Consider the following 24,130-nt stretch of genomic DNA (forward strand, 5'->3'; position numbering starts at 1 on the left):
GTCCGTCCATCACACCTCCGAAGGGGAGGTGCGCTACTCGCGGTGTGCGTGCGGGCGCTGGCTGGTCGTGCTGGCCGGGTGGGTGATGGCCGCAAGCGGTCCTTGCCCGTTCATCTCCGCTGATTCAGGCTGTTCGGAGAGGGGTGGTGCCGGAATCACGGCCGAGCCCAAATCCTTGATCAAGCGCTTGCTAGGTATGTCTCGACGGGTTAGTCTGCCCCTGCGTACGAGAACAGATTCTTGTTCCATTCCTCCCGTACCGCCAGAGTCTTTCCCAAATATCTAGAACGTGATTCACTTCGGCGATCCGGGGCCTTTCGACGAGAGAGGATTTCCGATGGGCACGCTCGGCTTCTGGAGGCTGGCGCAGGCGGATCCGGAATGGATCGCCGCGGTGGACCCGGACGGCACCGAACACCGGGCCGCGGACCTGCTCGCCCGCGCCAACCAGCTCGTGCACGGCCTGCGGGAACTGGGACTGAAGCCCGGCGACGGGTTCTGCGGCCTGGTTCCGAACGGCGCCGACGGGCTGGTGCTCTACCTGGCCGCGCTGCAGGCCGGGTGGTACTACACACCCGTCAACTGGCACCTCACCGGTCCCGAGATCGGCTACATCGTCGCCGACAGCGAGGCCCGGGCGTTCTTCATCGACGAGCGTCACGCGGAGGAAGGTCTGCGCGGCGTCGCCGAGTCGGGCATCGCCCGCGACCGGGTCTTCGCGTTCGGGCGGCTCGCCGAGTTCCGGCGCCTGGGGCCGGCCGAGGGGGTGCGTCCGGTCTCGGAGCTGACCGGCGGCCGGCCCGTCACCGCTCCCGCCGACCGCACGGCGGGCGCCACCATGCACTACACCTCGGGCACCACCGGCAAACCCAAGGGCGTGCGCCGGCCGCTCAGCGGCCTGGACCCGGACGACGCCGCCGAGATGATGACGTTCCTGCTCGGCATGTTCGGCATCACCCCGGGCAAGGAGAACGCCCACCTGGTCACCTCGCCGAACTACCACACCGCCGTCACCCAGTTCGGCGGCACGGCCCTGCACATGGGCCACACGCTCGTCTACATGGACAGGTGGGACGCCGAGGAGACGCTCCGGCTCTGCGAGAGGTATCGCGTCAGCAACTCGCACATGGTCCCCACCCACTTCAAACGCCTGCTCGCGCTGCCCGAGGAGGTCAGGAGCCGCTACGACCTGTCCTCCCTGAGATGGATGATCCACGCCGCCGCGCCCTGCCCGGTCCCGGTCAAGTGGGCGATGTTCGAGTGGTGGGGCGACTGCATCTACGAGTACTACGCCGCGACCGAGGGCGGCGGCACGATCGCCACCCCGGAGGGCTGGAAGAAGCACCCCGGCACCGTCGGAACCGCCTGGCCGATCAGCGAACTGCTCATCGTGGACGAGAACCTGGAGCCGGTCCCGACCGGAACCCCGGGGACGATCTACATGAAGATGACGGGCGTTCGCTTCGAGTACAAGGGCGACCGGGACAAGACCGAGGCCAACCGCCTGAAGGACCATTTCACCGTCGGCGACATCGGCTACCTCGACGAGGAAGGCTTCCTGTTCCTCTGTGACCGCAAGGCCGACATGATCATCTCGGGCGGGGCCAACATCTACCCGGCCGAGATCGAGAACGAGCTGATGATCCATCCGAAGATCGCAGACGTGGCGGTGTTCGGCATTCCCGACGAGGAGTGGGGCGAGCAGATCAAGGCGGTGGTCGAGCCCGCACCCGGTATCGCCCCCTCGCCCGAGCTCGCCGCGGAGCTCATCGAATCGCTCAGGGGCCGCCTGTCGAAGATGAAGTGGCCCAAATCCATCGACTTCATCGAGGAGATGCCGCGCGAGCCCAACGGCAAGCTCCTCAAGCGCAAGCTGCGCGACCCGTACTGGGAAGGGCGAGACCGTGCGATCTGACAGACATCCCGATCAGGACGGTCCCGCGCCCGCGGGGCCGCGGCACCCGGTGGAGGAGGGGGAGCGCGGATGACCCTGCAGGCACGACACGTGCTCGAGTTCCCCGGCGGCTACACCCGCACGACGGGGCCGGTGATCGGGCGCTTCCTCACCGAGTTGCGGGACGGGCGCGTCGTCGGGGTCCGCACGGCCGGCGGCCGGACGCTGGTGCCCCCGCTGGAGTACGACCCCGACACCGGTGACGCGGTCACCGGGGAGTTCGTCGAAGTGGGACCGGCGGGGACGGTCGAGAGCTGGTCGTGGGTGCACACCCCGCGAAAGGGTCACCCGCTGGACCGGCCCTTCGCCTGGGCCATGATCCGGCTGGACGGGGCCGACACCGCGCTCGTCCACGCGGTGGACGCCGGTGATGTCAAGGCCATGCGCCCCGGCCTGCGGGTCCGTCCTCGCTGGCGGGCCGAGCGCACCGGGCAGATCACCGACATCGAGAGCTTCGTCCCCGAGATCACCAAGATCGTTTCCCCGGTTCGCGGCGAGTACGTCCTCAAACCCGGCCTGGCGCTCAGCCGCTTCCTGGAGGGTGTCGCGGAAGGGGTGTTCATCGGCTGCCGGTGCGGCTCCTGCCACAAGGTCTACGTGCCCCACCGGCTCTCCTGCCCCGAGTGCGGCGTCACGATCACCGAAGAGGTCGAGCTGCCGGACACCGGCACGATCACCACTTTCGCGATCAACAACCTGCCCGATCCGCGCGCCCCCGAGGTGCCGTTCGTCTCGGCCTACATCCTGCTGGACGGCTCGGACGTCCCCATGATCGCCCTGGTCGGCGGGGTGCCGGCCCACGAGGTACGGCAGGGCATGCGGGTGCGGGCCGTGTGGATCCCCGAGGGGGAGTGGACGCCGTCCATGGACAACATCAAGTGGTTCGCCCCCACCGGCGAGCCGGACGCGGAGCTGTAGATGCGTGAGATTGCGGTCGTCGCGTTCGCGCAGACCCACCACAGCGCGACCGACGAGGGACACAGCGAGTCCGAGCTGATCCTCCCCCCGCTGGAGGAGGTCAGGCGGAAGACCGGCCTGCGCAAGTTCGGTTTCACCTGCTCAGGGTCGTGCGACTACCTGGCGGGCGCGCCGTTCTCCTTCGTCTCCGCGCTCGACGCCCTCGGCGCCTGGCCGCCGATCTCCGAAAGTCACGTGGAGATGGACGCCGCCTGGGCGCTGTACGAGGCCTGGGTCAGACTCCAGCACGGCGACGTCGACTCGGCGCTCGTCTACGGCTTCGGCAAGTCCTCCCAGGGGGACCTGCGGGAGATCATGACGCTCCAGCTCGACCCCTACTATCTGGCCCCGCTCGGACTCGACCAGGTCTCCTTCGCCGCGCTCCAGGCCTCGGCGGCCGGGGCCGACCGTGCCGCGCTGGACGAGATCGTACGGCGCAGCCGCGCCGACGGCCGGGTCAACCCCTACGCCCTCGACCTGCCCGATCCCGCCGGGGACGCCTTCGAGGTGGAGCCGCTGCGGCCGTACGACATCGCCCCGATCACCGACGGCGCCGCCGCGGTGGTGCTGGCGGCCGGGGACCTGGCCAGAGAGCTGTGCGAGCGCCCGGCGTGGATAACGGGCCTGGCCCATCGCATAGAACCGCATTACCTGGGCATGAGAGACCTCGCCCGGTCGGCCTCCGCCGCCGAAGCCGCACGAGCGGCGGGGGTCGGCAAGGGTCATGTCGACGTGGCCGAACTCCACGCCCAGTTCAGCCACGAGGAGCTTATCCTCCGCCAGGCGCTGGAGCTTCCCGAGGCCACGGCCGTCAACCCGAGCGGCGGGCCGCTGGCGGCGAACCCGGTCATGGCCACCGGACTGATCAGGATCGGTGAGGCCGCCCAGCGCATCCTGGACGGCGGCGCGAGCCGTACCGTCGGACACGCCTCCAGCGGCCCCTGCCTGCAGCACAACCTCGTCACGGTGCTGGAGGCCTGACCGATGAGGCGGAGTGAACCCGACGTGGTGAGCGCAGTGGTCCGTGAGGTACGAGCGGCCCGCGGAGCGGGCGAGGAGCGGTGAGCGACCATGGGCCGGAGTGAATCCGACGTGGTGAGCGCAGTGGTCCGTGAGGTACGAGCGGCCCGCGGAGCGGGCGAGGAGCGGTGAGCGACCATGGGTAGGCCTTGTGCGGTCATCGGGATCGGCCAGACTCATTACACGACCACGCGGCGGGACGTCTCGATCGCCGGGCTGGTCCGTGAGGCGGCGCTGCGCGCGCTGGAGGACGCCGGCCTGACCTGGAAGGACGTCGACGCCGTCGTCATCGGCAAGGCGCCCGATCTGTTCGAGGGCGTGATGATGCCGGAGGCCTATCTGGCCGACGCGCTCGGCGCCGCGGGCAAGCCGATGATGCGCGTGCACACCGCCGGTTCGGTCGGCGGGTCCACGGCTCTGGTCGGCGCCTCGTTGATCCAGGGCGGCGTGCACGACCGGGTGCTGGTGGTGGCCTTCGAGAAGCAGTCGGAGTCCAACGCGACCTGGGCCCTGTCCACGCACCTGCCGTTCAGCGCCTCGCTGGTGGTCGGCGCGGGCGGTTACTTCGCCCCGCACATCCGCGAGTACATCCGCAGGTCCGGCGCGCCCGAGCACATCGGTCACCTGGTGGCGGTCAAGGACCGGCGTAACGCCCTGAAGAACCCCTACGCCCACCTGAAGATCCCCGGAATCGACCGGAAGATGGTCGAGTCGACCCCGATGCTCTGGGAGCCGATCCGCTACCTGGACACCTGTCCCTCCTCGGACGGCGCGTGCGCGATGGTCCTGTCCGCCGAGGACAAGGTCACCGGCGGCAATCCCGCCTGGGTCCTGGGTACGGCGATGCGCTCCGAGCCGATCTTCCGGGCCGGACGGGACACCGTGAATCCGCAGGGCGGCAAGGACTGCGCGGCCGACGTCTACCGGCAGGCGGGGATCACCGATCCGCGCCGGGAGATCGACGTGGCCGAGGTGTACGTGCCCTTCTCCTGGTACGAGCCGATGTGGTTGGAGAACCTCGGCTTCGCCGCCGAGGGGGAGGGGTGGAAGCTGACCGAGTCCGGGGCCACGGCCCTGGACGGCGACATCCCGTGGAACGCCTCGGGCGGGGTGCTGTCGAGCAATCCGATCGGCGCGTCCGGGCTGATCCGGTTCGCCGAGGCGGCGTTGCAGGTTCGGGGGATGGCGGGGGAGCACCAGGTCGACGGGGCCAGGCGGGCCCTGGGGCACGCCTATGGCGGGGGCGCGCAGTTCTTCGCGATGTGGATGGTCGGCAGCGACAAACCCTGATCCCCCGGGAGGGGCCGATGGAGTTCAACCACGCAGATCTGTTCGAGGGGCTCGCGGACGCGATCGGGGACCGCACCGCCGTCATCTGCGGCGGCGACCGCATGACCTACGCCGAGCTGGACGCGGCGGCCAACCGGCTCGCGCACCACCTGGCGGACCGGGGAGTGCGCCCCGGCCAGCACGTCGGCATCCACCTCTACAACGGCGTCGAGTACGTCGTGGGACTGCTGGCCACGCTCAAGATCAGGGCCGTGCCGGTCAACGTGAACTACCGCTACGTCGAGGCGGAGCTGCTCTACCTCTACCGGGACTCCGACATCGTGGCCCTGCTGTTCGACGTGGAGTTCGACGACCGGGTGGCGGCCGCGGCCCCGCGGGCTCCCCGGCTCGGGCACCTGATCGCGGTGGGCGGCCCGTCCGGGATCGAGGCGGCGGTGCCGTACCGGGACGCGCTGGCGGGCGGGCGGGAGACGCGGGGATTCCCCGAACGGTCGGGCGACGACGTCTACGTCATCTACACCGGCGGCACGACCGGGATGCCCAAGGGAGTGATGTGGCGGACCGAGGACCTGTTCTTCGCCTTCGGCGGCGGCAACCCCTACGGGGAGCCACGCGCCACGCCGGGGGAGGTGATCGAGGCGGCCGTGGCCTCCGGGCCGATGAACATGCTGGCGGCCGCCCCTCTGATGCACGGCGCGGCACAGATGGCCACCTTCATCACCTGGTGGATGGGCGGCACCATGGTCTACGTCCGTAAGTTCGACGCGGCCGAGGTGCTGCGCGCGATCGAGCGGGAGAAGGTCCTGACGGTCAACATCACCGGTGACGCGATGGCCCGCCCGCTGGCCGACGAGATCGCCGCGGGCACCTACGACCTGTCGTCGCTGCTCGTGATCAGTTCCACCGGCGCGATCCTGTCCGGCTCCGTCCGTGACCGCCTCCAGGAGCTGCTGCCCGGCAGGATGATCATTGACAGCTTCGGCTCCAGCGAGTCGGGCTACACCGCCTCGGCGGTCCCCGGCTCCTCTCCCGAGGCGGGCCAGCGGTTCCAGTCCAACGCCTCCGCCGGCCTGGTCGTGCTCAACGAGTCCCTGGAGCCGGTCAAGCCCGGCGGGGACGAGCTGGGCACGGTCGCCAAGAGCGGTCGGATCGCCTTCGGCTACTACAAGGACGAGGCCAAGACCGCCCGGACCTTCGTGACCGACCGGGCGGGCGTGCGCTGGCTGCTCACCGGCGACATGGCCAAGGTCGAGGAGGACGGCACCATCACGATCTTCGGTCGTGGCTCGGTCTGCATCAACACCGGTGGGGAGAAGGTCTTCCCCGAGGAGGTCGAGGCGGTGCTCAAGGGGCATCCGGCGGTCTTCGACGCCGTCGTCACCGGTATTCCCGACGAGCGCTGGGGCAGCCGGGTCGCCGCCGTCGTCGAGCTGCGCCCCGGCGTGACGCCCTCGGCGCGGGAGCTCGACGCGCACTGCCGCGGGAGGCTGTCCGGCTACAAGGTGCCCCGGACCTTCGCCTTCGTCGACGAGATGGTCCGCTCCCCGGCGGGCAAGGCCGACTACCGCTGGGCCAGGGAGACCGCCCAGGCCGCCCGGACCTGATCGCCGTGGCGCCGACCGGGATCTTCACGGAGAGGATTGGCTCCCGTCAGGGAGAGCGCTTACTTTAGGGATGGCCCCCGTGTCCCGGCGTGGCCGCCTCCGGTGACGAAAGGCTTTCCCGTTGATCCACTCCTATGATCCCCGGACCGGCGAACCCGCTGGAGCTCCCTTCGCCGCGACCACGGACGGGGAGGTGGACGCCGTCGTCCTGGCGGCGCGCGCCGCCGCTCCCGCCTGGCGCGCGGCCGAGCGGGCCACCGTGCTCGACGCGGTCGCCACGGCGCTGGAGGAGAGCGTCGAGGAGCTGTGGCGGACGGCCGACGCCGAGACCGCGCTCGGCGAGGTACGGCTGCGCGGCGAGGTCGCCAGGGCCGCCGGGCAGTTCCGGCTCTTCGCCCAAGTGCTGCGGGACGGCGGCCACGTCGAAGCGGTGATCGACCATGCGACGGCCGAGCCGCCGATGCCTGATCTGCGCCGTATGAACCACCCGCTGCCCGGGGTGGTGGGCGTCTTCGCGGCGAGCAACTTCCCGTTCGCCTTCTCCGTCGCGGGTGGTGACACCGCCTCCGCCCTCGCGGCCGGATGCCCGGTGGTGGTGAAGGCCCATGACGGGCACCCGCGCACGTCGGAGCTGTCACAGAAGATCATTCAGAGTGCTCTGCCCGACCCCGCGCTCCTCGGCCTGGTCCGGGGGCTCGACGCGGGCGGGCGGCTGGTGCGGCACCCGGCCGTGGCGGCCGTCGGGTTCACCGGGTCCATCCCCGGCGGCAAGGCCGTCCAGGCCCTGATCGGCGAGCGCCCCGACCCCATCCCGTTCTACGGCGAGCTGGGCAGCGTCAATCCCGTGGTCGTGCTGCCCTCGGCCGGCCGTGACGGTCTCGCCCGGGGGTTCGCCGCCTCGCTGACCCTGGGCGTCGGCCAGTTCTGCACCAATCCCGGCCTGCTGTTCGTGCCCGACGACGTGGAGCTGCTGACGTCCCTCTCCGAGGCGGTCGCTGCCGCCGTGGGCGGCCCGATGCTGACCGAGCGGATCCGGGACGGGTTCCTGCACGGGCTGGCCCGGCTCGGCAAGCTCACCTCGCTGGCCGAGGGGCGGGCCGGCGAGGGCGCCTTCGCGGTGACGCCCCAGGTGTTCGCCACCGACCTCGCGACGTTCGCCGAGGGCCTTCCCGGTCTCGCGGAGGAGTGCTTCGGCCCCGCCGCGGTCGTGGTGACCTACGGCGACCCGGCGGAACTGCCCGCCGTACTCGACCGGCTGGAAGGCTCGCTCACCGCCACGATCCACGCCACGGACCCCGGCGAGGCGGGGGAGGTCGCCGAGGTGCTGCTGCGGAAGGCCGGACGGCTCATCTGGAACGGCTGGCCGACCGGGGTCGCCGTCCGCTGGGCGATGCACCACGGCGGTCCCTGGCCGGCCAGCACGGCCGCGGCCCACACCTCGGTCGGCGCCGCCGCGATCCGCCGATGGCTGGTTCCCACCGCCTACCAGGACTGGCCCGCCGAGCTGCTCCCGCCCGAACTGCGCGAGGACAACCCGTTGGGCGTCCCGCGCCGGGTCGACGGCGTCCTGACCTGACGTGAGCCGCGGTGGCGGCCTGCGGGACCCGGACGCCGAAGGTCTCCCCGCCGGCCGGTCCCTCCCGGGTGCGGGCTTTCCCGGAGCGGCGGGCGCGGGGCGCCGCTTAGGCCGTAAGCCACCGGGTAACAGCAGCACATGCTGGATCTTCTGCCCGAGGAGACTCTCCGGGAGGTCGTGGACCTGTTCGTCCGCCTCGTCGAGGCGGCCGGCGCGATCGTCATCTTCTCCGGTGCGGTCGTGGCCTTCGTTCGTTTCCTCCTGGTCGCCGTCCGGCGGCGGGGCGATGACGGGTTCATCGCCGTGCGGCTGTTCTTGGGACGGTTCCTCGCCTTGGGTCTGGAGTTCCAGCTGGCCGGTGACGTGCTGCGTACGGCGATCTCGCCGGGCTTCACGCAGATCGGGCAACTGGCGGCGATCGCGGCGATCAGGACCGCGCTCAACTTCTTCTTGAGCAGGGAGATCGAGCGGGAGGGGCGCGGGGTGGGGGAGGCTCGCCCGCGTGCCGTGCCGGGTGGCGGGGGTGGCTGAGCTGGTCCGGGCGGCGGCCGCCCTGCTCGCCGCCATGGGGCTGGTCGCGGCGCTCACCGCCCTGCTGTTCGGCGGCGGTCCCCGGAACGCGATGGCGGTGTTGCTGGATTTCCTCGTCGCGGCCGGGCTGTTGCGTCTGTCCCTCGTGCAGGCATGGACGGCGATCGCCGTGGCGGCGCTCACGATGGCGATCCGTAAGGTCGTCGTCGCCGGACTCTCCCGCCGGCCACTTTGGAGGCCTGATCGGGCTCCCCTGCGGTAGCGCGAACACCGCCGGTCCGCGTTCGACGGCCGGCAGGGGATCGGGCAGCTCAGTCACGGAGACACTCGTCGTAGCCGCCCATCGAGGTGTCGGCGCCGCACTCCCCAGGTGCGGATGTGGCCGGCCATCGCGGTGATCTGGGCGGCGGTGTAGGGCCTCGGTGGCTCCCGTACGTCTGGAGGAACACGGCACCAGGCCGCTCACCACGGCGGCGCCCGCCGATTGATCTCGATCGAGGTGGATATCTGCTTCGTACCGTCGGCTCAGAACATTCCGTGGGGAACCTGTGCGGCTTCCGGCACCGGCTGGACGACATCCCAGTGCTCGACGATCTGCCCGTTGTCCAGCCGCCAGATGTCGACGACGGCGATACCGCGGGGGTCGTCGTCCGTGGCCATGTGGTAGTGCATCACCACGTGATCGTCGTCGGCGATGACCCGTTTGAGGTCGAGCCGGGCGCGGGCCACCGGGGCCTCGGTGATGAACGTGATGAACGCCTCACGCCCGGAGGGGTTTCCCGGGCTGTGCTCGATGAAGTCCTCGTGCAGGAGGGTACGGAGCACGTCGATGTCGCCCGCCGCGAACTGGGTGAAGCCGTGGACGGCGAGTTGCTTGTTGCGTGCGGCCTCGCTGCTTTCGCTCATGCGGGCCACCGTCGCAGCCGCCGGTCGGCCCTGTCGATTACAAGCCATGTAATCGTGGTGATCGACGAGGCGGGGCCATAATCGCCCGCATGACGCAGGACCGGCCGGTCGGTGAACTGCTGCGCGAGTGGCGGCATCGCAGAGGGCTCACCCAGCTCGATCTGGCGATCCAGGCGGAGGTGTCCGCCCGGCACGTCAGCTTCGTGGAGACCGGACGCACCATGCCCAGCAGCGCCATGGTGCTGCGCCTGGCCGAGCACCTATGCGTCCCGTTGCGGGAACGCAACCGCCTGCTGGTCGCGGCCGGGCACGCGCCCGTCGTCCGGGAGCGGCCGCTGGACGATCCGCACCTGGCCTCGGCCCGGAAGGTCCTGGGGCAGATCCTGCGGGGACACGAGCCGTATCCGGCGCTGGCCGTGGACCGTCGCTGGAACATGCTGCTGGCTAACACGGCGATCGACGTTTTCCTGGAGGACGTGGACGCATCGCTGCTGCGTCCACCGGTCAACATGATGCGGCTGGGCCTGCATCCGGGCGGGTTCGCGCCGCGGCTGCGCAATCTCGGGCAGGTCCGCGCCCACCTGCTGCCCCGGCTCGCCCGCCAGGTGGCACAGACGGGTGATGCGGAGCTGAGCGCCCTGTATGAGGAACTGCTGTCCTACGGTCCGGAAGGTGATCTGGCGCCGCCCGATCCCGCCGACATCGCGTTGCCCATCCGCATCCGCCATCGCGGAGCGGAGCTGTGTTTCATCAACACCGTTACGACGTTCGGTGCCGCCTTCGATGTCACGTTGGAAGAGATCGCCGTCGAGGCGTACTTTCCCGCCGATGACGACACCGCCCGCTTCTTTCGGTCACAAGCCGCAGGACCCTCGGAACGAGAGGTTCGAGCACGTTCTGGCTGTGCAGGAGGCAGACAAGACAAGGCCCAAAGGGGCAATGGGCTGTTCCGGGGTTGAGGAACGGCGGAACAGCCGTTCCTCGACCCCGACCATGAACACCGGTCGCGTGATGATCGTTACCGATGCCCTTGAGGCCTGGCTTCCCTCGCTGTTGCGATGGGGCCGGGCGCTCAGCGGCGCCGAGCCCCCTCGAGGGCGGCGCCAGCGACTGTCTTGAGCCGGTCATGCAGCTGATCGCAGAACGTGGTGGCGTCGAAGGCCGGAGCCTGGTCGAGGTCTTCTGCCTGACCGGCCTCGACCAGGTAGGCGGGTCAGTCGTCGATCGCCTGGTAGAGGGTGGTCCAGAAGTCGTGGATGACCCGCGCCGAATCCGGGGTGGACATCCCGGTCTGGGTGAGCAGGATGCCGACGAGCTGGTTGGCCGGGTCGGCGTAGGTCGTGGTGCCGGTTCCGCCGTCCCAGCCGAACTGGCCGATGGGCGCGTAGTCGCCGCGGTAGGTGCGCACCGCCATCCCGAAGCCCCAGCCGCCGTGTTGCCCCTGGCCGTGCGACAAATGGACGACGCCGCGGGCCCAGGCCTGTAGGGCGGCTGTCTGCTCGGGCGTGAGACGGTTGGTGGTCATCAGCTGGACGGCGGGCCGGGACAGGATCCGCTGGGTCCCGTGCATCCCGTGGTTGAGCAGCATCCGGAAGTAGGCGTGATAGTCGTCGACGGTCGAGTCGAGTCCGCCGCCGCCGGACTGGAACGCCGGAGGCCGGCTGTGGTGTCCCCCTTCAACCTTGTCCGCCACGATGAACTCTCCGGTCTGCGGATCGGGGGCGTACAGGGGCGGCAACCGGTCGATCTTGTCGGCGGGCACGTGGAAACCGGTGTCCTTCATGCCCAGCGGATCGAAGACGCGTTCGCGCAGGAACGCCTCGAACGACTGGCCCGTGACCCTGGCCACCAGCACGCCGAGCACGTCGTCGCTGACGTTGTACAGCCACCGCTCTCCGGGCTGGTACATCAGCGGAAGCGTGCCAAGGCGGCGCATCCACTCATCCGGCTCCGGTGCCGGCAACAGCCATCCATCCGCCTGGCCGTAAACCCCCTGCTCGAAGAACGCGCCCATCATCGGAGCGGTCCGCGCCGTCATATCCAGTCCGAGCCCGAAGGTGCAAGTGAGCAGGTCCCGCACGGTGATCGGCCGCCGCGCCGGCACGGTGTCCTCAAGCGGGCCGTCAGCCCGCTTCAGCACCCGCCGGTCGGCGAGCTCGGGCAGCCACCGATCTACCGGGTCGTCCAGCCGCAGCCGGCACTCGTCCAGCAGGACCATCGCCGCCGCCACCGCGACCGGCTTGGTCGTCGAGGCCATCCGGAAGATGGTGTCCCGGCGCATCGGCGCGCCACCGTCATGGCGCATCGTCCCGAGCGCTTCGACGTGTGTCTCCTCGCCCCGGCCGACCAGGGCGACGAGTCCGGGAATCTTCCCGGACTCGACATGCCGTGCCAGCACCTCACGCAGCCTGCGCAGCCCTGCTTCGGACAAGCCGCTATTGCCTCTTCCCACCATGAATCTCCTTACATGCAGTGTTCGATGCACAAAGTGTTTGATCTTGCGAGACTCGTCACGGCGTGGCGCTCATGGGCTTCGCACGGGCGACGCACGAGGGTCGGGGGGTGAGCTCGGCGTGGCCCGGTTCGCAGCCCCGAGGGCGCAATCGCTGAACCGTTCATGGCATCCGCCATCGCCAACCGCTCTGATGTCGGCTGTCGCCGTCTTGACGCCGCCGCTGACACGCGGCGGGAAGTAGCCGGCCGGGCATGACCCCGGGGCCGCGTAGTGCAGACAGTCGATGAATGTGGTGCTCGGCCCCGGGCGCGATGTGCTGCGTCGTTATCAGACTGTCTAGTCTTCTTTTCCGGTGCCTTCGCCGGTGGCGCGCGTGATGGCGTCGGTCAGCTGCTTCCGCGCACGGGCGGGGACGTAGCCACCCTCCGAGTAGTTCTGGACGAACGCCTCGACGAACTCCACCGGGTCCTCCCCGACGATCTCGCGGATCGGCGTTGCGTCCGCCGCGGCCTGTTCGAACAGGTTGGCGAGGTCTTCGAACATCGACGCATTGCTGTCGCCGTCGGTCGGCACGAAGTGCATCATGTACCGCTCGATCGCTTCGACCGCCGTGCGATAGCTCTCGGGAAGCTGCTCCCTGCGCGCCTTGTACTGCCGCCACCGCCGCTTGGGGCCGATCACCTTTGAGATGAAGCCGCCCTTTTCAGCGTCGGACATGGTCATCTGCCTCCTTCGCGGAGCTGTTCGAGCCGTTCTGCGAGGAAGCTCCAGGTCCTCCAGAATTCTTCGAGATATTCCTGTCCTTGAGCGTTGAGTGAGTACACCTTGCGCGGCGGCCCCTTCTCCGACGGGACCTTCTCCACGTCGACGAGCCCGCGCCGCTCGATCCTGACGAGCAGCGCGTAGATGGTGCCCTCGGCGATGTCGGAGAAGCCCTGATCCCGCAGCCACGCAGTGATCTCGTAGCCGTAGGCGGGCCGGCCGGACAGGGTCGCCAGGACGATGCCCTCCAGCGTTCCCTTGAGCATCTCCGTCACCTGCTTGCCCATGGAACACCCCCTTCAGCTATTTGGTGATGCTGACTACCGGTACACAGTAACACCGACTACTAGTATGTAGCAACACTGAATAGCTGAGGTGCAAGCCGAAACCGCACGCATGTGAGTGCGGGCGACCTGATCGCCGCTCGTGAGCGAGCACACCGCCACCCCACTGAGAGAAGACAGGGGTTGAGGAACGGTGGAACAGCCGTTGGCGGCGAGAAAGATCTTGTTGTGTTTTCCCTGCTCGGACGTGGGGCCGCCCCTCGGCGTCGTACTAACTGATTGTTTCGAAATGACCTGCAGAGGCGGCGGAGGCAGATGATGCCGCAGGCCGGTTCCACAGATCGTCTGGAACGAGGTCAGGGGAAGACACCCGGCCGATCCCGTCCGGACTCACCGGCGGCCACCAGCCAGGTCACGTCCAGCCGAGCCGCTGATCTCATCTTGAGACGATCGGCTCTGCGCAGGCCGGCACCATCGGTGAACTCAGCCACGTGCCGGGTGAATGTACTGCTGCACCTCGCCTGTCCTGCTTTGCGCCGAGGAGCCCTTTCCCGTTGCGCACTCTCGGGTGTCGTGGGAAAGTTGGCCGCGCCTTGCAGCACATGCACACAGCAAAGGCTTGCAGCACATGCACACAGCAAAGGATTGAAGCCAATGGTCCCGGCGTCCTTCAGCGGCCGCCGTCGGCACTGACCGGTCTGCTCTCCCGGTAGCACCGAACACCACCGATGCCACGCCCGTCTCCTCACGGCGGCCCCACGTGCGGTGCCTGATACACCGCCCCATTTCCCTGTCCGGGGAGGGCCCTGGCCCAACACCGGGTCTGACAAGCCTGCGCGGCTCACCGATCCGCCCCGCGCGGCGGGAGCGCGCTCCACCATGTCATCTACGTGAGGTCAACTCATCATGGACACCAAGGTCCAAAGCTTCGCCGTCGCCAACCTCCGTCGCCGCCCCGTGGTCGTCCAGACCGGTGGCTTCGTCGCAGGGTTCGACCCCGGCACCACCAGCCCCTACATCAACTACGCGACCCCTGTGCCCGGCGCCCAGCCGACCGGCCGGGATGTCGCAGCGCTGATCGAGGCGTTCCGCGAGCGCGGCCTCAAGCCCCGGCTCGAGTTCGCGCCGGATGCCGCGCCCGCCGTGGAGCCCGTACTGCGCAGGGCGGGATTCACCGTGGAGGAGGTACACGAGTACCTGGTCTGCACTGCGGCCATGCTGACGATGCCGCCCGTCACCGATGCGCCCACATCGGTTATGGCCACAGCCGCGCTCCTTGTGGAGACCCCCTCCACGGACGAGGACTACGCGTCGATCGACGCGGCCTTGTCCGAGGCGTTCGCCGGCGAGGTCACCCCCTCCCCGCAAGGCGCCGCCCGGCTGCGCCGCACCCAGGAGAACGGCGGGGCGGTGCGGTTCATCCGGGCACCCGACGGCGGCTGTGCCGGTGGAGCCTCCTGCTCCGCACCGGCCGTGGGCACTGCGGAGCTGTCAGGCGTGGGCACTCGCCCCGCCTTCCGCGGCCGTGGCATCGCCGCCTCGGTCACCGCCGCACTGACCGAGACCATGCTCGCCCAGGGAGCACAGTCGGTGTGGCTGGAGTACTCGGGTGAGGGATCACGCCGCGTCTACGAACGCGTCGGTTACAAGCCCCAAGGCACCCGCCTGTACATGGCACTCGAAGGGTGACGTGCGGGGCGGGGACGGTTCGGTTCAGGGCGGCTCGGCCCGGTGCCGAGTGCCGCCCTGACGGAGAACGCCTGCTCGCGCGGAGGTCGGCTCCGTACACCGGTTCAGGCGCCTCAACCGCTCGCCGGGCCGGGCCGGTCGCCGGGTCCTGGGCACCGCCCGGTGCCGCCCCGGGACCGGCTGACCGTAGACGCCCTTGGGTTCCGGCGAACCCAAGGGCGCACAGCCTCCCAAACCATCCCAACGGCACGGTCTCGACCCTTGAGTTCACGGGAACCCTGGAGTTTCCGGGCCTTCCACTCGGGTCCGTGCCGCCCGGGGCGAAGCAGCTCTCGGTGAACCGCCCGCTTCGTTTGTCGTGACCGGGTCGGAAGATCACAGGTCGCAGGTGGTGGGCATCGAGGACCCGGGTCGGGAACCAACCTCGACAACCGGCTCGGCGAAGGAATTCGACAGCTGCTTTCGCGGCGCCCGACCTGGGGGAGACGGGTCTACCTCGCGCCTCATCGCGCCGGCCCGAGCGAAGGACCTGACCCGGCAGACTCGCCCCGCTAGTTGAAACAGTCCTGCTTGTTGAGCGCGATGCCGTACTCGGTGACCTTGCCGTGCGTGACGCCGAAGGTGTAGTAAGCCTCCTTGTTGCCGGGGACCGTGATCACGTAAAGGCCGTGGACGTCTTTCCTGATGCGCGGGTAGGCGGCCTTCACCTGCTCGACGGTGGAGCCGATCTTGATGCCCTCCGGGGTTTTCATGCCCTTCGCGGCGAAGATGGCGGCCAGTCCCACCTTCGGCGAGATGTAGATGCCGACCGAGTCCTTGGGGGTCGGGAACTTCTTCAGGTCCCAGCCGGAGCAGCCGCCGTTGCCCGGCAGCTTCTTGACCACGTCCCCCGTCGTCGTGGCCTGCTTGACGGTCATGCCGAACGTGACGGCGCCATAACCGTGGGGGCCCAGCGTCGGCTTCGTCTGGGCGTCCGCCGCGGCGGCGCCGGAGACCAGTAGCGAACCGGCGAGGAGCGAGGCTCCGATCATCGTCTTCATCATGCTCTACTTTGAGTGCGAAACGCTGGTAAAGGTTCTGAGTAGAGCTACTTTTTCCCTTGGTGACGCCGACCCGAGCGGAGGGCCTGCCGCTTTGCCACGAGCTGTCGGCAGGGTTCGCGCCCCCGGTAGGCCGGGGTTTCGGTGAGAGGCCACCGTGCGGCGCACGGGACCGGAATGGTGCAAGAACCGGCGCCGAGACGGTGACCTGCGGCGATGCGGTTCCGGAGACCGGGCAGAGCTGACGCACTGTCGGGCCGGCCCATCAGTGTCGAGGCTCCATGATCGTTCTCAGCGCTAACGGCTGTCCTCAGGTTCCTCAACCCCGGAACAGTGAGACATCCCAAGGCTCGTGCTCGCCCTCCAACGCCGGGCCGCGGCCTCATGTGACTACATTCCCGCTTGGCGGGACGGAGCTGACGTGAGTGCCAGATGCCATCGGTGGTGACCGTACGGTTCCGCAGATCCCCGTCGATCCCCGCGAGCCTCCGCAGCCGATCACATGGCAGGAAGGGGAGCCAGTCGCACGGCCGCCGGGTACAGGCGGGCGCGCAGGGGTGAGAAGCGGTGCGAGGGGTCGGGCGGGCAGGTAGGTCAGCGGCCGCGATCAAGAGGCCGCCGGGGCTGCGGGGCCCTGTGGATCGGGCCAGCGCGGTGATCTGGGCGGCGATGGAGGTCCCGATGTCGCCGGGCCGAGCTCGGCCCAGCTCCATCCGTGCTCGTGGTGCCGGCACAGGGCCGGCCTCTGGGGCCGGTGGGTGGGCGCGGGCCCCCGACAGCGGCCAGGCGGGCAGGCCCGTCACCGGGCCGGCGATCTCGGTGAGCGGGACCAGTGCGGCCCATTCCCAGCGCTCGCGGGTGATCAGCGTGGTGCGGGGCCGGCGACGCATACCCGACAGCGCGCCTGCACTGTCCGACCCGCCTGATAACGATCATGTAGCGTCCGGTCGGATGCGGGCCGCGGGCGGCTGGAATGGAGGGATGCCGTTACCGCCGCGCCGCCGTGCCCGCCGTCCCGCCGTCGTGTTTGCCGCTCCGCCGGCGATGCGCGTGCCGCGCCCGGCGGCCTGGTGGATCATCCCCGTGATCGTGCTGGTCGGTGTGGCGGTGGGTGGCACCTTGTGGTGGCTGCTGGCCGACCCGGCCCTGACCACCCCGGCCCCGGGGCCGTCCGGGCCGGCCGGGGCCGGCACCGCGCGGGGGGAGATCTTGCGCACCGCGCTGGCCGCCGGCGCCGGGGTCGGGGCCGCCGTCACGCTGATGCTGGCCTTCCGGCGGCAGCGGCATCAGGAGATCGCCACCGCGCACGCCACCCACGACGCCACCGAGCGGCGGGTGACCGAGCTGTACACCAAGGCCGCCGAACAGCTCGGCAGCGACAAGGCCGCCGTCCGGCTGGCCGGCCTGTACGCGCTGGAGCGCCTGGCCCAGGACAACCCCGGCCACCGGCAGACCATCGTGAACGTGATCTGCTCCTACCTGCGCATGCCGTACACCCCGCCCGAGCCCGCACCCGCCCCGGATCCCGAGGGGGATCGCACGGCCGCGCTGCGCGCGGCCCGGCGCCGCTACCAGGCCGCCCGCGCCGGCGTCACCCCGCCCGCCGAGGCCGCGCCGCGGCAGCAGAGCGACGACCGGGAGGGCGAGTTGCAGGTACGGCTGACCGCCCAGCGCATCCTCAGCCTCCACCTGCGCGACGACCGCCCCGCGGACCAGCGCTCCACCCTCCCGGCCGCACCGGCCTTCTGGGAGGGGATGAGCCTGGACCTGACCGGCGCCACCCTCCTCGACTTCGACCTGGTCCGCGGCCATGTCACCGAGGCCGTCTTCGACAAGACGACCTTCACCGGGAACGCCGTCTTCGACGATACGACCTTCACCGGGGACGCCCAGTTCGGCGGGGCGACCTTCCACAGGGACGCCCGGTTCGACAAGGCGACCTTTACCGGGGACGCCGGATTCAACGGGACGACCTTCACCGGGGACGCCCAGCTGGACGGGGCTGTGGTGGACGATCCAGCGGCCGATCATGTGTGGCCGAAGGGGTGGCGGCTGGAGACGACGCCGGAGGGAGCGGGCCGTCTGGTCCGGGAGGAGACCGATGGCGACCCAGTCCAGGGCGCCTGACCGGGGGGCGGCGAGCCGGCGGTGCCCTTTGGCCATACCGGACAGTGCATTGATTCTGTCCGGTACAGCAATCGGCGCGCGACGCCCCGACCTGTGCAAACGCCCGGCGTGAGACGGGGCACCGATAGCCGGGCGGCCATCTGTCTGGTTCATTCCGATTTTCCGGGCGAATATGCAGCCCCGATGCATGATCATGCAGACCGGTGTGAACGCGATCCGCTACCGTCTCGTCACATGAATGGGCCGTGCGAGGACGCCGACCGCGTCCACTGCGCCCGCCGGCCGGCGGCCTGTCCGTCGAGCCTAAGGCGGCTGCGGTCCTGGCGATGAACCGCCAAACAGCGTTTGAGCTGCGCTGTCGCCAGTCGGATTCGGGCATCAGGCATTGGGCATCGGGTGTCTGACCGTCGTCAGCTCTGCCGGGTTCGGGCGCGCAGGGCCAGGGGCGCCAGGAGAAAGGCAACGCCTGCGGTGAGGAAGGCGCCGGCGCCGACGGCGCCCACCAGGGTGGTGGCGAGGGCGGCCAGCGGGGGGACGAGGGGCTGGGCCACACCCCAGGAGGAGCCGTGGAAGGCGAACCAGCGAGGCCGTTCCGCCTCGGGGGCGGCATCGGAGATCATCGACTGCCAGCGGCCCAGCAGCACGCTGTTGACCGCGGAGCTGGCCAGGTAGGCGGCGATGGTGAGCAGCGGGCTGCCGGCCACGGCCATGGCGAGGGCCAGGATGCCCAGGGCGGCGGCGCCGGTGGCGAGGATCATCGTGTGGGAGCGGCCGGTCAGCAGGCCGTCCGCCGCCCACAGGGCCAGGGGCGCGAGCAGGGCGGCGCCGGTCAGGGTGAGGCCGGGTAGCCAGGTGGGTGCGCCGCGTTCCAGCAGGGCCAGTGGCAGGTACATCATCACGGCCAGGTAGCCGATGGCGAAGGCGGTGCCCGCCACGGTCAGCCGCCACAGCCGCGCGGGCGGTTTCCAGCGGGCCCCGCGCCTGGTGTCGGTGCGGGACGGCCGGCGGGCCTGGCGGGGCAAGCAGGCCAGGGCGATGGCGGCGGCGGCCAGGCAGGTCAGCGCGTCGGCGGCCACCAGCCAGCGCACCCCCAGCGGGAGCAGGAACGCGGCCAGCAGCCCGGCGAGCGCGCCGGCGGCCGACAGGGCGACGCCCATGACCGCGAAGGTGTGGTGGCGCTGTTCGCCTTCGGCGGCGCGGGCGAGCAGTTCCTGGCTGGCGGGCTCGTAGATCTCGAAGGCCAGGCCGACCAGCGCGATCGCGGCGATCATCTGGACGGGGCCGCGGGCGAGGGTCAGCACGAGCAGCGCGGCGCCGGTGGCGGCCAGCCCGGCGGCCAGGATGGTGCGAGGGGCGAAGCCGTCCAGTAGGAACGCGCCCGCCCAGCGCGAGGCCAGTGCGCTCACGCCGAAGGTGACCAGCGCGGCGCCGGCCAGGTTCGGCCCGGCCAGCACGGCCAGGAACGACAGCGCGTAGGCGCCGAGCTGGTTGAGAACGCGCACCCACACCAGCGTCCGCGCTGCCGCGGGTAGCGAAGTGCGCATTCTCCTCCATCCAGGTGAAACTGTCCCCGGGAGATCACCGGGGCATAAGCAGTCATTCTCGCAAACGCCGGTGACAGTCCCGCCTGGCGCGAGCGCTGCCCTGGTGTTCTAGCGATGGGTGAGCAGGACGGCGTGATGGTCGGTGCCGGCCGGGCCGTCGGGGTCGGCGTGCACGGTGGCGGCGCGCAGCCGGGGCAGGTCGTGGATGAGCCGGTGCTCGGCTTCCACCGCGACTGCGTGCGCCTGGATGAGGGTCAGGTCGTGGCGCACGGTGATATCGACCTCGGCGCGCAGCGCGTGGCCGATCCAGCGCAGTCGCACGGTGCCGACGCGCTCGATGCCGGGCACCTCGGCCAGGATGTGCTCGGCGTGTTCGACCAGAGCGGGGTCGACGGCGTCCATCAGCCGGTGATAGATCTCCCGGGCCGCGTCCCGCAGGACGAAGCAGATCCCGGCCGTGATCAGCAGGCCCACGATCGGGTCGGCGATCGGGAAGCCGAGCGCCGCGCCGCCGGCGCCGATCAGCACGGCCAGCGAGGTGAAGCCGTCGGTGCGGGCGTGCAGCCCGTCGGCCACCAGCGCGGCCGAGCCGATCTGCCGGCCGACCTTGATGCGGTAGCGGGCCACCAGCTCGTTGCCGAGGAAGCCGACCACGCCGGCGGCGGCGACCCAGCCCAGCGCCTGTACGTCTTGGGGGTTGATCAGCCGCTTGACCGCCTCGTAGCCGGCCAGGGCGGCCGAGGCGGCGATGAGCACGACGATGACGATCCCGGCCAGGTCTTCCGCGCGGCCGTAGCCGTAGGTGAAGCGGCGGGTCGCGGCCCGCCTGCCCACCCAGAAGGCCAGAGCCAGCGGGACGGCCGTCAGCGCGTCGGCGAAGTTGTGCAAAGTGTCGCCGAGCAGCGCCACCGAACCCGAGTAGGCGACGATCACCGCCTGGATGATGGCAGTCACCACGAGCGCGGCGAAGGAGATGCTCAGTACCCGCATCCCCCGGCTGCTGGACTCCAGCGCCTCGTCGCTCTTGTCGGCGCTGTCATGGCTGTGCGGGGTGAACACGTGAGCGATCTCGGCCAGCAACCCCCTGGCCCGCCCATGACCGTGCCCATGCCCATGACCGTGCCCATGCCCATGCCCATGACCGTGGCCGTGCTGCGGGGGGTCGAGTTCGCTCATCGTGTCCCTCTCGCTTGCCTTTGACCCGTTTGCTCGTATTTTATGTAGCCATGTATGCACGCGACAACGGATCAGGTGCAAGTGCTGTGCAGGAGCAACCCACCAGCGCGCAGATGGAGGCGGCCGTCGAGGCGTTCCGCATGCTCAGCGACGGCACCCGGCTGCGGCTGATGTGGCTGCTGTCGGGCGGCGAGTATGACGTGGGCAGCCTCGCCGAGGCGATCGCGGTCGCCCGCCCCTCGGTCTCGCAGCATCTGGCCAAACTCCGTCTCGCCGGGCTGGTCCAGACGCGCAGGGATGGACGCCGGGTGCTGTATCGGGCACGCGACGTCCACGTCCGCTCCCTCATCAAAGAGGCGCTCTTCCACGCCGACCACGAGGTGTCCGGCATCCCCCGCCACGATTGAGTGAGCTTCCAAAGCCCGGCCTCAGGAGCGGACGCGTTCGGGCCGGGCCGCTCTCGCGCCCCTGGACGGCGCCCCTCGACCTCCGCTATGGCTGAGCCAGCACGGCGCGCACACCCGGCTCGACGGCCGCGCGGAAAGCGGCGTCCAACTCGGCGGGCGAGGCGGCACACTCGCCGTCCGCCCATGTCCGCAGCAGTCCCATGAACGCCCCGACCACGCAGACCACCAGCAGATCGAGTGCGGCCGACGCCGGCGCACCCGCGGCAAGAAGCTCCTGCCTGACGAGATCGGCCAGCAGTCGCTCGCCATACGCGTGCACCGGCCCGCCGCCGCGCCGCCCCAGCAGCGCCCTCATCAGCCGCTCCTGCTCGCGCACATGCTCGAACATCGGCCGGCTGAACGCGAACAGCTCCCGCGACCCGCCGACCGGCGGCCGATGCAGGAAGGCGAGCTCGTTGAGGTTGCTGAGCAGTACGTCCTGCTTGTCGGTGAAATGGGAGTAGAACGTGGAGCGGCCCACGTCGGCGCGGTCGATGATGTCGGTGACGGTCACCGCCTCATAGCCCTTCTCCAGGATCAGCGCCACCAGTGCCTCCTGGACCATCCGCCGCGTACGTCGCACCCGCCGATCTCCGGACACTTTCCCGCTCCCTGTTCGGTACGGCACAACGCGGCAGATCTGCTCGTTGACCCTCCCTAAGCATGAACGCATCATTCATAGCCGAACAGGTAGTTCGGAAACTTGGGAGGCTGCCATGGGGCTGGGAAAGCTGCTGCACCACCATGAGGAACACGCCGACGCGGGCGGGACCATCGACCGCCCGCGCGCCTACGAGATCTTCGGCTCGATCGCGTTCCTGGGCGGCCGTCGCGCCGCCTTCACCCGCGTGGCCGCCGCGGCCCGGCCACGGGCCGGGGATCGGGTCCTGGACGTCGGCTGCGGCACCGGCTACCTCAGCCGGATCATGGCCCCCGTCGTCATGCCCGGCGGCCATGTCACCGGTCTCGACCCATCCCCCGCGATGATCGCCTACGCCACCCGGCACGCCCCGGCCCACTGCACCTACCTCGTCGGCGAAGGACAGCACCTGCCCTTCCCGGACGGCTCGTTCGACCTGGTCGTCTCCAGCCTGGCCGTACACCACATGCCCGCCGCGGCCCGGCCCGAAGCGCTGCGGCAGATGTTCCGGGTGCTGCGGCCCGGCGGACGGCTGCTCCTCGCCGAGTTCCGCCCACCGGCCAACCCGGCGGCCCGGCACCTCGTCGGCGCCCTGTCCGGCCCCGCCATGCGCCACGACCCCCGTGACCTGCTCGGCACCTTCATCCCGGACGCCGGCTTCGAGGTCGAAGCCGAGGGCAACCTGCCGTACCTGCTGTACTACGTCCGCGCCATCCGGCCATAGAAGCACACCGACGCTCCCTCGTCGGCGAGGCGGCGAGGGGCAACAGCGCCAGGGGCGTGCGCGTCCACGGCGCTTCCGAGCGACGGGGACGGCTTTCAGCTCAAGATGGCGATACCTATCAAGTTCGAAGCGGCCGTACAGAGTCCTGTGAGTCCAGAACAGAGCCGAAAGCCCGGCCGGTCGGCGGGGGCCGAGCCGCCTCGATCGGCCGCGGGCCCGCATGTCGTAGACGATGTGCCGGTAGTCGCTGCCGAGTTCGGCGACGACGCGCCGCCAGTACCGCTGACTGGCGAACTGGCCATTGAGATAGACCACGCAACGGCCGGGCCCACCGGTGTCGGTCACCGCCAGCGCGGTGTCGTCGACCGGTGCCGAGGCCTCGCGCGCACGCGCGTAAGACCCCTCCCGAAACTCCGGTGCGTTCCCGCCTGTTGCCCGCTCCCGCCCAGGGCCTGGATCGGCCGTCAGCGCGGCCGCCGGTCAAGTCCCCGTGCGGCGGCCGGCTCCGGCGGTGAGAGCGGGGACCTCGGGGTTAGCGGGGACCTCGGGGTTGAGGAACGGCCGTTCCGCCGTTCCTCCTACTCCAACAGCTCACCGCCCCTGAAGGCCGGTCTTCGACGACGCTCCGAACTCCACGTGGGAGTCGGCGGCAGCCCATGCATGCTGTTCCTCGACTCCGGACTGCCGCCTTATCGCCCAGGCGGTACGAAATCTGGCAAATCTGTCTGATACAAATGCATAAGACGGTCGTCTCGAATTGGGTAGGCTCCCAGATATGGGAAACCGTGAGGACCTCCTGGCCGGTGCCAAACGCTGCCTGTACGAAAAGGGATACGCGCGTACGACCGCGCGCGACATCGCCACGGCCGCCGGCGTCAGCCTGGCGGCCATCGGTTACCACTTCAGGTCCAAGGAAGTGCTGCTGAACACGGCTCTCCACCAGGCGATGCAGGAGTGGGGCGAGGAGATCGAACGAGCCCTGAGCGCCGACACCGACCCCGGCACCACACCGGCACAACGCTTCGAGACGACCTGGGACCGGGTGATCGCCTCCTTCGCCGCCCACCGGGCGATCTGGGTCACCCAGTTCGAGCTCATCGCCCAGATCGACCGCCTTCCGGAAATGCGCGAGCAGTTCGTCGCCTCGATGAACGCCGCCCGCCTCGGGCTCATGGAGATGTTCCAGCTCGCCGGCGTCAAGGCGGAGGGCGAGGACAGGGCGCGGGTCGTCGGCTCGTTCTACCAGACGATGCTCGGCGGCGTGCTGGTGCAGTGGCTGGTCGACCCGGAGCATGCGCCGACGGGCCGCGACATGGCCGAGGCACTGCGGATCATCGCAGGGGACATCGACGCCGATCCGGCCGGCCGGGACTGACCGGCTCCCGACACCGCCGGATCGTCGGCG

22 protein-coding genes are annotated in these 24,130 nt (G+C 70.0%); 14 read left to right on the forward strand and 8 right to left on the reverse strand.

Annotation, left to right across the window (positions count from 1 at the left end):
* The first annotated feature begins 337 nt into the window (after positions 1–337).
* The 8 genes from ACQPYK_RS08120 to ACQPYK_RS08155 all read left to right on the forward strand — a co-directional run bounded on the left by ACQPYK_RS08120 (position 338) and on the right by ACQPYK_RS08155 (position 9,194).
* On the forward strand, positions 338–1,915 hold the full coding sequence (locus tag ACQPYK_RS08120) for an acyl-CoA synthetase (RefSeq protein WP_433252605.1): 1,578 nt from the start codon (positions 338–340) through the stop codon (positions 1,913–1,915).
* Between the two features lie 69 nt (positions 1,916–1,984).
* Positions 1,985–2,872: a Zn-ribbon domain-containing OB-fold protein gene (locus ACQPYK_RS08125; RefSeq protein WP_433252608.1), complete on the forward strand. Its 888-nt coding sequence runs from the start codon at positions 1,985–1,987 to the stop codon at positions 2,870–2,872.
* Positions 2,873–3,892 (forward strand): thiolase domain-containing protein, encoded by a 1,020-nt coding sequence (locus ACQPYK_RS08130; protein WP_433252610.1) that lies wholly within the window; start codon positions 2,873–2,875, stop codon positions 3,890–3,892.
* A gap of 177 nt (positions 3,893–4,069) precedes the next feature.
* Positions 4,070–5,221, forward strand: a complete 1,152-nt coding sequence (locus ACQPYK_RS08135) for a thiolase domain-containing protein (protein WP_433252613.1) — start codon at positions 4,070–4,072, stop codon at positions 5,219–5,221.
* Positions 5,222–5,238: 17 nt separating this feature from the next.
* Positions 5,239–6,825 carry an acyl-CoA synthetase gene (locus ACQPYK_RS08140; protein WP_433252616.1) on the forward strand — a complete coding sequence of 529 codons (1,587 nt, stop codon included), beginning with the start codon at positions 5,239–5,241 and terminating at the stop codon, positions 6,823–6,825.
* A 121-nt stretch (positions 6,826–6,946) separates the two neighbouring features.
* Entirely contained in the window at positions 6,947–8,401 is a 1,455-nt protein-coding gene (locus ACQPYK_RS08145; protein WP_433252619.1) for an aldehyde dehydrogenase (NADP(+)), read from the forward strand.
* A 138-nt stretch (positions 8,402–8,539) separates the two neighbouring features.
* Positions 8,540–8,932 carry a DUF1622 domain-containing protein gene (locus tag ACQPYK_RS08150; RefSeq protein WP_433252622.1) on the forward strand — a complete coding sequence of 131 codons (393 nt, stop codon included), beginning with the start codon at positions 8,540–8,542 and terminating at the stop codon, positions 8,930–8,932.
* Positions 8,925–9,194, forward strand: coding sequence for a hypothetical protein (locus ACQPYK_RS08155; protein WP_433252625.1), 270 nt, complete (start codon positions 8,925–8,927; stop codon positions 9,192–9,194). The genes ACQPYK_RS08150 and ACQPYK_RS08155 overlap by 8 nt, the downstream gene beginning before the upstream one ends.
* 263 nt (positions 9,195–9,457) lie before the next feature.
* On the opposite strand, the gene ACQPYK_RS08160 is transcribed toward ACQPYK_RS08155, so the two are convergent.
* A complete protein-coding gene (locus tag ACQPYK_RS08160; protein ID WP_433252628.1) occupies positions 9,458–9,838 on the reverse strand; it encodes a nuclear transport factor 2 family protein in 381 nt (126 codons plus the stop codon).
* An 89-nt stretch (positions 9,839–9,927) separates the two neighbouring features.
* Here ACQPYK_RS08160 and ACQPYK_RS08165 point away from each other — a divergent pair, with 89 nt between their 5' ends.
* Positions 9,928–10,797, forward strand: a complete 870-nt coding sequence (locus ACQPYK_RS08165) for a helix-turn-helix domain-containing protein (protein WP_433252631.1) — start codon at positions 9,928–9,930, stop codon at positions 10,795–10,797.
* Between the two features lie 254 nt (positions 10,798–11,051).
* On the opposite strand, the gene ACQPYK_RS08170 is transcribed toward ACQPYK_RS08165, so the two are convergent.
* The 3 genes from ACQPYK_RS08170 to ACQPYK_RS08180 form a co-directional block, all read right to left on the reverse strand.
* Complete coding sequence (locus tag ACQPYK_RS08170; protein WP_433252634.1) at positions 11,052–12,269, reverse strand: serine hydrolase domain-containing protein; 1,218 nt, start codon at positions 12,267–12,269, stop codon at positions 11,052–11,054.
* Between the two features lie 360 nt (positions 12,270–12,629).
* A complete protein-coding gene (locus ACQPYK_RS08175) occupies positions 12,630–13,016 on the reverse strand; it encodes a DUF1048 domain-containing protein (protein ID WP_433252637.1) in 387 nt (128 codons plus the stop codon).
* Positions 13,013–13,342, reverse strand: a complete 330-nt coding sequence (locus tag ACQPYK_RS08180; RefSeq protein ID WP_433252640.1) for a PadR family transcriptional regulator — start codon at positions 13,340–13,342, stop codon at positions 13,013–13,015. The genes ACQPYK_RS08175 and ACQPYK_RS08180 overlap by 4 nt, the downstream gene beginning before the upstream one ends.
* Before the next feature lie 903 nt (positions 13,343–14,245).
* On the opposite strand from ACQPYK_RS08180, the gene ACQPYK_RS08185 reads away from it, so the two are divergent.
* Complete coding sequence (locus ACQPYK_RS08185; RefSeq protein ID WP_433252643.1) at positions 14,246–15,028, forward strand: GNAT family N-acetyltransferase; 783 nt, start codon at positions 14,246–14,248, stop codon at positions 15,026–15,028.
* A 551-nt stretch (positions 15,029–15,579) separates the two neighbouring features.
* Here the strand turns inward: ACQPYK_RS08185 and ACQPYK_RS08190 are convergent.
* Positions 15,580–16,059 carry a hypothetical protein gene (locus ACQPYK_RS08190; protein WP_433252646.1) on the reverse strand — a complete coding sequence of 160 codons (480 nt, stop codon included), beginning with the start codon at positions 16,057–16,059 and terminating at the stop codon, positions 15,580–15,582.
* A 990-nt stretch (positions 16,060–17,049) separates the two neighbouring features.
* On the opposite strand from ACQPYK_RS08190, the gene ACQPYK_RS08195 reads away from it, so the two are divergent.
* Positions 17,050–18,195, forward strand: coding sequence for a pentapeptide repeat-containing protein (locus ACQPYK_RS08195; protein WP_433252649.1), 1,146 nt, complete (start codon positions 17,050–17,052; stop codon positions 18,193–18,195).
* A 410-nt stretch (positions 18,196–18,605) separates the two neighbouring features.
* On the opposite strand, the gene ACQPYK_RS08200 is transcribed toward ACQPYK_RS08195, so the two are convergent.
* The gene (locus tag ACQPYK_RS08200) at positions 18,606–19,739 is read right to left on the reverse strand and encodes an MFS transporter (RefSeq protein ID WP_433252652.1); all 1,134 of its coding nucleotides are present in this window, start codon (positions 19,737–19,739) and stop codon (positions 18,606–18,608) included.
* A 108-nt stretch (positions 19,740–19,847) separates the two neighbouring features.
* Positions 19,848–20,915, reverse strand: a complete 1,068-nt coding sequence (locus ACQPYK_RS08205) for a cation diffusion facilitator family transporter (protein ID WP_433252655.1) — start codon at positions 20,913–20,915, stop codon at positions 19,848–19,850.
* Positions 20,916–21,001: 86 nt separating this feature from the next.
* Between ACQPYK_RS08205 and ACQPYK_RS08210 the strand changes: the two genes are divergently transcribed.
* Positions 21,002–21,322, forward strand: a complete 321-nt coding sequence (locus ACQPYK_RS08210; RefSeq protein ID WP_433252658.1) for an ArsR/SmtB family transcription factor — start codon at positions 21,002–21,004, stop codon at positions 21,320–21,322.
* A gap of 85 nt (positions 21,323–21,407) precedes the next feature.
* Here ACQPYK_RS08210 and ACQPYK_RS08215 read toward each other — a convergent pair whose 3' ends face one another.
* On the reverse strand, positions 21,408–21,944 hold the full coding sequence (locus ACQPYK_RS08215; protein ID WP_433252661.1) for a TetR/AcrR family transcriptional regulator: 537 nt from the start codon (positions 21,942–21,944) through the stop codon (positions 21,408–21,410).
* 133 nt (positions 21,945–22,077) lie between these two features.
* Here ACQPYK_RS08215 and ACQPYK_RS08220 point away from each other — a divergent pair, with 133 nt between their 5' ends.
* Positions 22,078–22,725, forward strand: a complete 648-nt coding sequence (locus ACQPYK_RS08220) for a class I SAM-dependent methyltransferase (protein WP_433252664.1) — start codon at positions 22,078–22,080, stop codon at positions 22,723–22,725.
* A 775-nt stretch (positions 22,726–23,500) separates the two neighbouring features.
* Positions 23,501–24,100, forward strand: a complete 600-nt coding sequence (locus ACQPYK_RS08225; protein ID WP_433252667.1) for a TetR/AcrR family transcriptional regulator — start codon at positions 23,501–23,503, stop codon at positions 24,098–24,100.
* The last annotated feature ends 30 nt before the right edge of the window (positions 24,101–24,130 follow it).

The organism is Streptosporangium sp. CA-135522 (genome assembly GCF_050949235.1).
In the GTDB taxonomy this organism is placed as follows: Bacteria; Actinomycetota; Actinomycetes; order Streptosporangiales; family Streptosporangiaceae; genus Streptosporangium.